Origin of the sequence: Pseudomonas sp. PB101, from assembly GCF_009764265.1 — a bacterium.
Taxonomy (GTDB): Bacteria; Pseudomonadota; Gammaproteobacteria; order Pseudomonadales; family Pseudomonadaceae; genus Aquipseudomonas.
Genome location: NZ_RWIR01000035.1, coordinates 179,227 through 190,893, shown reverse-complemented (window position 1 = coordinate 190,893; position 11,667 = coordinate 179,227). Strand labels below are relative to the sequence as shown.

At 60.2% G+C, this 11,667-nt stretch carries 11 protein-coding genes; 9 read left to right on the top strand and 2 right to left on the bottom strand.

Going from position 1 to position 11,667, the window contains the following annotated elements:
• Positions 1-99, top strand: a 99-nt coding sequence (locus EI969_RS11580; protein ID WP_151214274.1) for an IS3 family transposase, incomplete at its 5' end; no start/stop codon positions are given.
• A 107-nt stretch (positions 100-206) separates the two neighbouring features.
• Here EI969_RS11580 and EI969_RS11575 read toward each other — a convergent pair.
• Together EI969_RS11575 and EI969_RS11570 are read right to left on the bottom strand one after the other, a co-directional pair.
• Positions 207-1,154, bottom strand: a complete 948-nt coding sequence (locus EI969_RS11575; RefSeq protein ID WP_178120631.1) for an AraC family transcriptional regulator — start codon at positions 1,152-1,154, stop codon at positions 207-209.
• Between the two features lie 223 nt (positions 1,155-1,377).
• On the bottom strand, positions 1,378-1,830 hold the full coding sequence (locus EI969_RS11570; protein WP_160387917.1) for a hypothetical protein: 453 nt from the start codon (positions 1,828-1,830) through the stop codon (positions 1,378-1,380).
• A gap of 285 nt (positions 1,831-2,115) precedes the next feature.
• On the opposite strand from EI969_RS11570, the gene EI969_RS11565 reads away from it, so the two are divergent.
• The 8 genes from EI969_RS11565 (at position 2,116) to tssD (ending at position 11,591) form a co-directional block, all read left to right on the top strand.
• Entirely contained in the window at positions 2,116-3,837 is a 1,722-nt protein-coding gene (locus EI969_RS11565; RefSeq protein WP_160387916.1) for a SulP family inorganic anion transporter, read from the top strand.
• Between the two features lie 58 nt (positions 3,838-3,895).
• Positions 3,896-4,714 (top strand): polyphosphate kinase 2, encoded by an 819-nt coding sequence (gene ppk2 / locus EI969_RS11560; protein ID WP_160387915.1) that lies wholly within the window; start codon positions 3,896-3,898, stop codon positions 4,712-4,714.
• Positions 4,715-5,187: 473 nt separating this feature from the next.
• A complete protein-coding gene (gene tssB / locus EI969_RS11555) occupies positions 5,188-5,691 on the top strand; it encodes a type VI secretion system contractile sheath small subunit (RefSeq protein ID WP_160387914.1) in 504 nt (167 codons plus the stop codon).
• Positions 5,692-5,725: 34 nt separating this feature from the next.
• Positions 5,726-7,264, top strand: a complete 1,539-nt coding sequence (tssC, locus tag EI969_RS11550) for a type VI secretion system contractile sheath large subunit (protein ID WP_160387913.1) — start codon at positions 5,726-5,728, stop codon at positions 7,262-7,264.
• A 40-nt stretch (positions 7,265-7,304) separates the two neighbouring features.
• Positions 7,305-8,660 (top strand): type VI secretion system baseplate subunit TssK, encoded by a 1,356-nt coding sequence (gene tssK / locus EI969_RS11545; RefSeq protein WP_160387912.1) that lies wholly within the window; start codon positions 7,305-7,307, stop codon positions 8,658-8,660.
• The gene (gene tssL, locus EI969_RS11540) at positions 8,657-9,334 is read left to right on the top strand and encodes a type VI secretion system protein TssL, short form (protein WP_160387911.1); all 678 of its coding nucleotides are present in this window, start codon (positions 8,657-8,659) and stop codon (positions 9,332-9,334) included. The genes tssK and tssL overlap by 4 nt, the downstream gene beginning before the upstream one ends.
• 10 nt (positions 9,335-9,344) lie before the next feature.
• Positions 9,345-11,084, top strand: coding sequence for an OmpA family protein (locus tag EI969_RS11535; RefSeq protein WP_160387910.1), 1,740 nt, complete (start codon positions 9,345-9,347; stop codon positions 11,082-11,084).
• Between the two features lie 15 nt (positions 11,085-11,099).
• Entirely contained in the window at positions 11,100-11,591 is a 492-nt protein-coding gene (gene tssD / locus EI969_RS11530) for a type VI secretion system tube protein TssD (RefSeq protein ID WP_160387909.1), read from the top strand.
• The last annotated feature ends 76 nt before the right edge of the window (positions 11,592-11,667 follow it).

The window sequence follows — 11,667 nt, the reverse complement described above, 5'->3', positions numbered from 1 at the left end:
GAGTACATCAGTTACTACAATCATGATCGGATCAAATCAAAGCTCGGCGGACTGAGTCCTGTGGAATACAGGACTCAGTCAGTGGGCATGTGGCAGTAGACCGTCCAACATTTTGGGGTCAGTCCAGGTTGTGTGTCGTGCCCGGATCATGTGGCAAGCCCAAAACCTTGTGGGAGCAACTGTCTTCAGCATGCCACTCGTCACCCTCAATTGGTCGCCATCGGCCGCGTTCGCTGGCCCTTTCTCACATCTGCCGGGCTGATGCCGTAGGCGCTCTGGAAATATTGGCAAAACCGCCCGACATTGCTGAAGCCGTGTTGCAGGGCGACGTCCGTCACCGAAGGCGACAGCCCCTGGGACAGCGCGGCATAGGCGCGCTCCAGGCGTACCTGGCGCTGATAGGCAACGATCGAAGTGCCCATGAATCGCTGAAAACCCTCCTGCAATGCGCGCAGGCTGACGTTGCTCACTTGCGCCAGCTCGGTGCCGCTGGCCAGGTGGTCGGGGTGCGCCTGAATGTACTCGACGGCCAGCTTCACATGCCGCGGCGCTATCAGCGGAGAAGGGCGCTTGAGGGCTTCGGTGAAGTTGTGCGGCCAGGTCTCGAGCACCGCGTCGACCAGCATTTCGCGAAGGCGCGAAGGCATCAGCGAGCCGGTGTTGATCAGCAGGTCGAACTCGGTCCCCGTGGCCATGTCCACCAGCGCCTTGATGCCCTGCAAGGCGGGTACGCTCAGATCCACCACGGGCTCGAAACAGACTTTTTGCAGGATCGGCTTGCCCAGCAACATCGACAGCCGTTCGGTGATCAGCGCCCGGCTGATCGAAATCCCGTGCTGCGCATGATTGTCGGAAAAACGTGCCGAACGCACCTCGGCCTTGTCGATGGCCAAACCAATCTGAGCAAAACCTACCGACTCGGTGACGTGGTTGAAGACGATCTTGCCGGCGGTGGGAATGACGAAGGTGATTTCATCAAGGGGAACGGGGAAAGCCACCGTGAAGTCGCCGTGAAAGTGCATGCGGCGAAAGCTGACGCCTTCGTGCCTGCCGTAGACCCCGCCGATGCTGATGCTCTGGGGCGGCGGCGCAGAGTCGGAGTAAAGATTGCCGAACAGGTTCAGGAACATCGCACCGAAGTCGTCGCCGCTCATGTCGGTGGACCTGATGATGATTTGCTTGCGCGTCGAGCTTGAGTACACCTGAAGTGGCACCTTGAGCGGTTGGGCAAAGCCCGGGCGGGGATCGAGTGGGTAAGGTCGGGAAAGCGCCAAGACGTTATCAGTGAGTAATGACAGCTTTGTGACCGGCACTCGTCACCGCTCGCACCGGACAACCGGTGGCACGAGCGGTACCGGGGTGGGTCGACCGACGCGGCTATTTCACCGGCTCTGCAGGCTTGATATCGCCGCAGAAAATATCGGCGTTGCCATCGGTCGAAGCCGTTCTGACGACGACCGAATACTTGCCTTCAACCAGGGTTTTGAGCGGAACGGGTGCGGTTCTGTTGAACTCCCAGCCACCGACGGGCTGGCGTTCGGTGTTGACGGTGTCGTTCATCGCGTAGGCGACCGAGCCGGGCTGCTGGCAGGTGCCGTTATTGATGAAGGAGTTCAGGCGCAGGGGCAGGGTCACCCCGGTTGGAGCACCGCTGATGAAGAAGCTGAGGCCGGTTTTGTTGTCCCAGTCGGTCAGCGTGACGTTGCCGATCTGGCCGGGGTTTTGCCGGGTGGCCTCCAGTTTCACGTTCACGCCGTGGGTCGATGAGTTGGTGCAGCCGAAAAGGCTTGCCGCAACCATGAGTGCTGCCAGTGAGGTCTTGAACTTCATTGCCAAACTCCTGGGTTGAAGAACTGCAATGGGGGGAATTAGCGGGTATAGCTCATTTATCGCGTTCATGACGTCGTCCATATAAGGCTTTTCTTTTTTCAACGGTGATGCTGGGGCATTTTTCCCTTCGCCAACCATGTGGCGGCGTAGCCGTGCAAACCGGCTACATTTGTAACTGGCCGGGCCTGCGTGGATCCTTGCCGGCACGCGTGCAGTTAAAGGATTGTGCGGACAGTCGAGCCCCACTCATCATCCGCACGGGACGATCTGCGACTGGAGTGACTGATGAATCAACAAGGCAGCAATCCGCAAGAGCGGATTCCAGGCACTCCACAGCGCAGTGGCGTGCGCAGCCTGTTGATCCCGGATTGGCTCGCCAACTATCGGCCAGACTGGTTGCGCGGCGATGTGGTCGCCGGGCTGACAGCGGCGGCCGTGGTCATTCCCAAGGCGCTGGCGTACGCCACCATTGCCGGCCTGCCGGTGCAGGTCGGGCTGTACACGGTGCTGGTGCCGATGGTGATCTATGCCGTGCTCGGCACCTCGCGCCCGCTCAGTGTCAGCACCACCACCACCCTGGCCATTCTCGCCGGCTCCGCGCTGGGCCAGATCAGCCCCGGTGGCGATGCGGCGACCTTGCTGGCGGGCTCCGCCACGCTGGCCCTGATGGTGGGCGCGATCCTGATCGTCGCGGGGTTGCTGCGCCTGGGCTTCGTCGCCAATTTCATTTCCGAACCGGTGCTGGTGGGTTTCAAGGCCGGCATCGGTGTGGTCATCGTGCTCGACCAGCTGCCCAAACTGCTGGGCACCCACATCGACAAGGGCGGTTTCCTGCACAACCTGGTGGCCACGTTCCAGAGCATCGGACATGCCTCGTTGCCGACCGTGGCGGTCGGTGTGTTCATGGTATTGCTGCTGGTCGGCATGAAGCGTTTTACCCCGCGCCTGCCCGCACCCTTGATTGCGGTCGCGCTTGGCATCCTCGGCATGAGCCTGTTGGGCCTTGCCAGCTTCGGTGTGTCCGCCGTCGGCGTGGTGCCGATCGGATTGCCGGCGCCGACGCTTCCCGTCTGGTCGATGGCCGAAATGCTCTGGCCGTCGGCGATGGGCATCGCGCTGATGAGCTTCACTGAAACCATCGCGGCCGGGCGCGCTTTCGCCCGCGGTGACGAGCCCGCGCCACAACCGAACCGGGAGCTGCTGGCCACGGGTTTTGCCAACATCGGTGGGGCGTTTCTCGGGGCCATGGTCGCCGGTGGCGGGACCACCCAAACGGCGGTGAACCGCCTGGCCGGTGCCCGTTCGCAACTGGCCTCGCTGATCACCGCAGCACTGGCATTGGGCACTTGCCTGTTGCTGGCACCGCTGATTGGCCTGCTGCCCAATGCCACGCTCGCAGCCGTGGTGATTGTGTATTCGGTGGGCCTGATCGAGCCTGCAGAGTTTCGCGAGATCCTGTCGGTGCGCCGTACCGAGTTTGCCTGGGCCGTGGTGGCGATGATCGGCGTGATGCTGCTGGGCACGCTGCAAGGGATCGTCGTGGCGATCATCGTCTCGCTGCTGGCCCTGGCCTATCAGGTCTCGGACCCGCCCGTGCATGTCCTGGGGCGCAAGCCCGGCACCAACGTCTATCGCCCGCAGACCAGCGGCAACGCAGACGACGAACAGTTTGACGGGCTGTTGTTGCTCAGGCCCGAGGGGCGGATCTTCTTCGCCAATGCCGAGCGCATCGCCGAGAAGATCCGGCCGCTGATTGACAGGGCGACACCCAAAGTCGTGGTCCTGGACCTGCGCAGTGTGTTCGACCTGGAATACACCGCCCTGAAAATGCTCACCGGCGCGGAACAGCGCATGAGCGAAAAAGGCATTTCACTGTGGTTGGTGGGCATGAACCCGAGTGTCTGGGACATGGTCATCAAGGCCCCGTTGGGCCATACGCTGGGCGAGGCGCGCATGTTCCTGAACCTGGAGCAGGCGGTTGAACATTACCAGCGCAGTCGACGCTGAATGAACGCGCCCGGACACCCTCCGGGCGCTGTGTGACGCATTGAAGGAGGTAACGGGCATGGCAAAGAAGAAGGCGGCAAAGAAAGGCAAACCGGTTGTAAGCGGCAAGCTCAAGAACAAGGACTATCTCGAGGAACTGGCGCGGCTGCATGTCGAGATGGTCAAGCTGCAGGAATGGGTACAGCACTCGGGCGCGAAGGTTTGCATCATCTTCGAGGGCCGGGATGGCGCCGGCAAGGGCGGGACCATCAAGGCGCTGACCGAGCGGGTCAGCCCGCGGGTGTTCCGGGTGATGGCGTTGCCGGCCCCGACCGATCGGGAAAAAAGCCAGATGTATGTGCAACGTTATCTGCCGCACCTGCCGGCAGCCGGTGAAGTGGTGATCTTCGATCGCAGCTGGTACAACCGCGCCGGTGTCGAGCGGGTCATGGGATTCTGCACTGAAGAGCAGGTGCGCAACTTTCTCACTTCGGTACCGCGCGTCGAGCAGGCACTGGTCGAATCGGGCATCATCCTGATCAAGTACTGGCTTGAAGTGAGCCAGGAAGAGCAGACCCGGCGTCTCAAGGAGCGCATCACCGACGGACGCAAGATCTGGAAACTCTCGCCGATGGACCTCAAGTCCTATAACCGCTGGTACGACTACTCCCGAGCCCGGGACGACATGTTCGAAGCCACCGACACCGACTTCGCCCCGTGGCGGGTCGCCAATTCGAATGACAAGCGGCGGGCGCGGCTCAACATCATCAGTGATGTGCTGGGGAGTATTCCCTATGAAGAAATACCGCGGGCAAAAGTGAAGTTGCCCAAACGGCAGGCGCCGGGTGATTACCGGGAGCCGGATTATCCGTATCGGCGGATTGCGGAGAGGTTCTAGAAGCCTGCAGAACACTGCTGCCTGTGCCCGGTCTTCAAGACTCGGGTACCGGCAGTCGTGAAATCACCTCCTCGCTTTTTCTCAATTACCTGATCATCCGTTGCCACAATGGTTATCCCGAGTGGCAACTAAAGCATTCCGCTACTCTGCATGTAGGAAGTTTCCCTGGCGCTGTGGGAAATTGCTATTTAGTGAGTGGGCAGGATCTGAGTGTAATGTAAGACGCATCTAAATATAAGTTGGGCACTTGGAATGACTTTGTAAGATGGTTCACTATTACATCTGACAGTGTTTTAGCGTGTGTTTCCGTAGTTGCGGAGCCCTTTGAAAAGGTTCATCTTTCGCCGTCGAAGCAAGCTTGCATGCTCTATCTGTTAGTCTGATTGCGATTGTGTCGACTCAACTCCTGAGTTCGATTGTGTCATTGAATTTTTGTAACGCTGCATGTTGTTACAAATATCCAAGGAGGATTTATGGCTTCTGGTAGTTTTCAAAACGAAGTGCCCAAGGCACGGGTCAACATCAAGCTCGATTTGCATACGGGCGATGCACAGAAAAAAATCGAACTGCCGCTCAAGTTGATGGTGATGGGCGACTACAGTAACGGCAAGGAACAGCGGCCGTTATTCGAGAGGAAAAAAGTCGCTGTCGACAAGAATAATTTCGATAGCGTGTTGGCCGAATATGCTCCCGAGATCAAGCTGGCCGTGGCCAATACCCTGATGGAGGACGAGAGCGAGGCCTCGGTCGATCTGAGCTTCCAGAGCATGAAGGATTTCGAGCCGGAACAAGTGGCCCGGCAAATTCCGCAACTGCGCGCGTTGCTGGCAATGCGTAACCTGTTGCGCGACCTCAAGTCCAACCTTTTGGACAATGCCACGTTTCGTCATGAGCTGGAGCGCATCCTCATGGATGAGGCTCTCAGTGACGAACTGCGAGACGAGCTGGCCGCCCTGGCTGTGGAAGAAGTCCGTTAATTCACCCCGGCTTGTTTAAAAGGAAGTTTTCAGAATGTCTATTGAGCAATCTCACGCGCATTCGCGCGGCACTACAGTGTTGTCTGAAGAAAATAACGGCGTGTATGGCGCGCTGTTTGGCAAGATCAATCTCAGCCCGGTAAAAGTGCTGGGCGAAATTGAAGTGTTTCAAAATTCCGAGGCGCTGTCGGACGTTTCTGTCGATGAGCGTGTGACGGCCGCGGTCAGTGTTTTTTTAAAGTTGATAAAAGAGTCTTCGCGCAAAGTCCGGCGTCTGGACAGGACACTGCTGGATGAACATATTGCCTCGCTGGATGCACAGATCAGCCGCCAACTGGACGCCGTGATGCATCACCCGGATTTCCAGCGGGTCGAATCCACCTGGCGTGGTGTGAAGTCGCTGATCGATCAAACCGATTTCCGCCAGAACGTGCGGATCGAATTGCTGGATATCAGCAAGGATCACCTGGTTCAGGATTTCGAGGACGCCCCAGAGATCGCGCAAAGTGGTCTGTATGTGCAGACCTACACCCAGGAATACGACACCCCGGGCGGTGAGCCGATCGCGGCTGCGATTTCCAACTTCGAGTTCGACCGCAGCCCGCAAGACATTGCCTTACTGCGCAATATTTCCAAAGTATCGGCAGCCGCGCACATGCCCTTCATTGGCTCCGTCGGCCCGGCCTTCTTTGGCAAGCGTTCGATGGAAGAAGTCGCCGCGATCAAGGACATCGGCAATTACTTCGACCGTGCCGAATACATCAAGTGGAAAGCCTTCCGCGACAGCGACGATGCCCGTTACATAGGCTTGCTCATGCCCCGTGTGTTGGGCCGCCTGCCGTATGGCCCGGACACCGTTCCGGTGCGTAGCTTCAACTACATCGAAAGCGTCAAGGGGCCGGACCACAACAAATACCTGTGGACCAACGCCTCGTTCGCCTTCGCTGCCAACATGGTCAAGAGTTTCATCGCCAACGGCTGGTGCGTGCAGATCCGCGGTCCGCAGTCGGGTGGCGCGGTCACCGACCTGCCGATCCACCTGTACGACCTGGGCACTGGCAATCAGGTGAAGATCCCTTCGGAAGTGATGATTCCGGAAACGCGCGAGTTCGAGTTCGCCAACCTCGGTTTTATCCCGCTGTCGTACTACAAGAACCGTGACTACGCGTGCTTCTTCTCGGCCAACTCCACGCAGAAACCGGCGTTGTACGACACCCCGGAGGCCACCGCCAACAGCCGGATCAATGCGCGCCTGCCATACATTTTCCTGCTGTCGCGCATTGCCCATTACCTGAAACTGATCCAGCGCGAAAACATCGGCACCACCAAGGATCGCCGTGTGCTGGAGCTGGAGTTGAACAGGTGGGTCAGCGGGTTGGTCACCGAGATGAACGATCCGGGCGACTCGTTGCAGGCTTCGCACCCGTTGCGGGCCGGCCGGGTCACCGTCGAAGACATTGAGGACAACCCGGGTTTCTTCCGCGTCAAGTTGTATGCCGTGCCGCATTTCCAGGTGGAAGGCATGGACGTCAACCTGTCGCTGGTTTCGCAGATGCCCAAGGCGAAAGCCTGAGTCCTGTTCACCTCAAGCCACTGCGCAGGAATACGACCTCATGAAAATCGACCGCCCCTTGTGGGCCGCGGGGGCCTTGCTGTCCCCGCAGCAATTCCAGCAGCAGGCGCGCTGGGAGGCCTGGGCCAACGAGTGCCTGGCTCGTCTGTGCCTGGTGCACCCTTGGGGCGTTCGCAGTGTCGCCTTCGACCTGGAAGCTCTGCGCCTGGGCACGCTCAAGGCCACCCGGCTCAATCTGCGGATGCCGGACGGTACCCTGATCGACAGCGATCAAGTGGATCGGCTGCCCCCCGGACTCGACCTGTCGCGCCTGCAGACCGGTGACAGCCAGGCAGCTACCTTGCTGCTGGCCCTGCCGCTGGAGCAGGCCAATGGCAACAATTGCCTGTTCGATGGCGGGCAAGGGGATCGGCCTACCCGATATCGCCAGGACTGGCGTCAGGTGCAGGACATCTACGCCGATGAAGTGCAATCGGTCGGCGTGCTGGAACAGGTGCTGAGCCTGCGCTTCGTACACGACGAGAACGGCGATTACCTGACCTGTCCCATCGCGCGGCTGATGCGCGACGGGCAGGGCGCCTGGAGCCTCGACCCCGATTACATTCCACCCTTGCTCAGTTTCTCCGCGCACCCGGGGCTTCTGACGCAACTGGACAACTTGTTGACCCAGCTGTCCTCCAAGCGCCAGCGACTGATGGGCATGCGCCGCGAAAGCAACCAGCGCATGGCCGACTTCGCCGTTGCCGACGTGTCATTGTTCTGGCTGCTCAATGCCTTGAACACTTACCAGCCGGTGTTGGCCGATCTCAAGGCCTGGCCTGCGCGACCTCCCGAGCAGGTCTATCTGGAGCTGACGAAACTGGCCGGTAGCCTACTGACCTTTTCCCTCGAACACGATGTCGAGCAGATTCCGCCTTACCGCCACGAAGACCTGGAAAGTGTGTTCCCGCCACTTTTGCGCATGATCTCCATGTTGCTGGAGGCCAGTCTGCCTTCGCGGGTTATCGCCCTGACCCTTGAGGAAAGCTCTTCCAACCGCTGGCAGGTGCGACTCGACGACCCCCGGCTGCGCGAGCCAGACAGCGCCGACTTCTACCTGTCGGTACGCTGCCGCCTGCCCGCCGTGCAACTGCAGAGCCAGTTCCCGCGCCTGTGCAAGATCGGTACACCGGACGAAGTCGATCAACTGGTCAACGCCGCCCTCGACGGCGTGCCGTTGCAGTCCCTCAGCCATGTGCCGGCGGCCATTCCCCTGCGCCTGGAAAACCAGTACTTCGCCCTCGACCTCAACCATGTCAAGGGCAAAGCCATTCTGGCTCAGGGCGTTTGTGCCTTCTACGTCCCGAGCACCCTGGCGGACGTCAAACTTGAACTGTTCGCGGTACTACGTGCATGAACCTGATCGAAACGAAAAAACACGACGCGGTTGATATCGACGCTTTGCTGCAGGACAGCTTCCTGCTGGTGGTCGAGTTGCGGCAAGGGGCCTCCGCGCAAAACAGCGACGCGGTCAAAGCGCTTTGCGTGCAGCAGGTCGAGGGCGTTCGCCAGTCGCTTGAAAAGGCCGGCCTGGCGCAACGCAGCATCGACCATATCAGCCACGCGCAATGCGCGTTGCTGGACGAAACCATGCTCAATCTCACGTTCGATAAAGCCCATGCCAACTGGGCCAGCGAACCCTTGCAAACGAAGTTTTTCAATCGCCATCAGGCCGGGGTGTTCCTCTACGAGGACATGCGTGAGGTGCTGCGCGAACCAGCAGCGGACCTACTTGTGCTGACAGCGTTCCAGCGGGTACTGACCCTGGGTTTCAAGGGCCGTTATGCCGATATCAGTGACCCCGAGCGCGAGCAATTGCTGACCGCCCTGAATGAGCGTGTCGCGCCTTTGAAATTGCATCGGCGCTCGACCGCAACGGTCAGCGGCAGTCGGGGCATGACGCTGTTCCCTGGATTGCGCTCGCCCTTGGTCAATGCCCTGGCCGCCGGCCTGTTGCTGGTCGCTCTCTGGTACGGGCTCGATCAGTGGCTGGGTGGATTGGCGGCGACCCTGTTATCCGTGGACGCCTGAGGTGGGGTCAATGACGCTCAAACTCAAACAGGGACTCTGGCTGTGGGCCGGTGCACTGGCCCTGACGCTGCTGGCGATCATCCCGTTTGGCGGATGGACGCGCGGGGTTGGCGTCTTGATTGTTGTCGGCAGCGTCGCGCTGGCGTGGGTGCGGGCGGTGCGTCAGGCAGCAAAGCAACAGGAACTGCACGGTTCCCTCGATGATTTCACGCTGCCACCGGCGAGCTTCCGCCAACCCGTTGTGCTGGTCTGTGGTGATGGCCTGTCCAATCTGTTTGGTGAAGCGCACGCCGATCATCCGGCGCAGCGTTTGACCCAGCAGGGGTGCTACCTGCGGGTTTCCAGTACGGAGCAACTGCCGGGGCTGGTCGACCGCATCATGACCATGCGCCCACAGTGGGGCGGACAGCTCGGAGTAATGCTCATCGTCAACCCGGGCGAGCACACCAATGCCGGGGTGTTGGCCGGGCAGGTGCGCACCTTCAATCATCAGGTCGCGCTGACGCGCAAGCGCGGCTTTAGTTTGCCGTTGATGCTGGTCAGCTATCTGCAGTCCCCTGCAGCCAAAGGGGCCTGGTTCAGTTGGGGCGCAGGCCAGGACCGCTGCAACATTCTGCAGGCGGGGACCAGCTTCAGCCCGAACGACTGGTACCGGCAGTCCGCTTGCAGTGAAGTCCATACCCAACGTTTGCAGGCCGGCATCCAGCTCAACAGTGCAGCTGCCTGGCTGGACGAACATGTCCTGGCGCACTTCACCCACCGTGAAGGTCGCCACGCTATCGGCCTGCCGCTGGTGTGGGCCTGCACCCTGGTGCCGACACTGCCCGGTTATGTGCCCGGCAACTTGTGGCGGCAATGGCAGCGGGACAAGACCGCGCTGCTGGACGCCGATGGCGCTATACAGGAAACGGGGGAGCCGTTGCCGTTTCCTGACCCTCTGCTGAGTCTGCTGCCCCGGCAGCCTCAACCATCGCCCAAGCGTGGCGCAATCGTGATCGCGGTATGGCTGTTCGCGTTTGCCACCGTTGTCGCCCTGATCAGCTCGACCTGGCAGAACACCATGCTGCTACGCCAGGTCAGTGACGACCTGCGGCGCTACACATCCATTGCCCCGCCGACGCGTCTTGAGCAAGCCGAATTCGCCCGGCGCGAGGATGCGTTGAACGTGCTGCGCGAGGACGCGGTGCGACTGGACTCGTACTACCGCCTGGGCGCCCCCATGGCTCTGGGTTTTGGCCTGTATCACGGCGAGCGCCTGCGTGACCGGGTGTTGACGACCATCGCCGATCACAAGCAACCGTCGACCCGCCCGCTGGCGGCACGTACCGCGCGAACGGTGCGCCTGGACAGTCTGTCGCTGTTCAGTAGTGCCAGCGCCCGGCTCAAGCCCGAATCAACCAGGGTGCTGATCGACGCCCTGGTCGGCATCAAGGCCCAGCCTGGCTGGTTGATCGTCATCGCCGGGCATACCGACGCCGTGGGCAGCGACGAACACAATCTGCACTTGTCCCGTGCCCGCGCGGCAGCGGTACGTGAATGGATGCAACGCATGGGTGGCATCCCCGACAGCTGTTTCGCGGTGCAGGGCTTTGGCAAGAGCCAGCCGATCGCGAGCAATGACACCGAGGCGGGGCGTCAGGCCAACCGTCGCGTCGATATCCGTCTGGTGCCGGAAGCGGGGGCCTGCGCGCTTCCCACGGCCGGTGCAGACGTTCAACCCCCTGCCGCAAACGCGGCATTTGTGTACTGAGAAAAGGAGCTTCACATGGCAATTCCCGTTTACCTGTGGCTGAAAAATGACGGCGGCGTGGACATTGAAGGTTCAGTGACCGTGGAAGGTCGCGAAGGCAGTATCGAGGTAATCGCTCACGACCACAGCGTCTACATCGCCACCGACGATAACACCGGAAAATTGACCGGTACGCGGACCCATGCTCCGTACGTGTTCACCAAGGAAATCGATGCCTCCAGCACCTACCTCTATAAGGCTGCGACCACGGGTCAGACTCTCGAAAGCGCCGAATTCAAATTTTATCGCATCGACAACGATGGCCAGGAAGTCGAGTACTACAACACCCTGCTGAAAAAAGTAAAGGTAGTGAAGGTCGCGTCGAAAATGCACGACGTCAAAGATCCGGACAAGGCGAAACTCAACCACCTGGAAGAGGTTGAATTGCGCTACGAGGAGATCTTCTGGGACTTCAAGGATGGAAACCTCAAACACGACGATAAATGGGACAAACGTAGTAGAGGGTAACGCTGAATAACCAGCAGGCAAGCCTCTGCCTGCTGGTTCCGGTGCACTGGGTTGAGCGTCTGTGCGCGGACGTTCA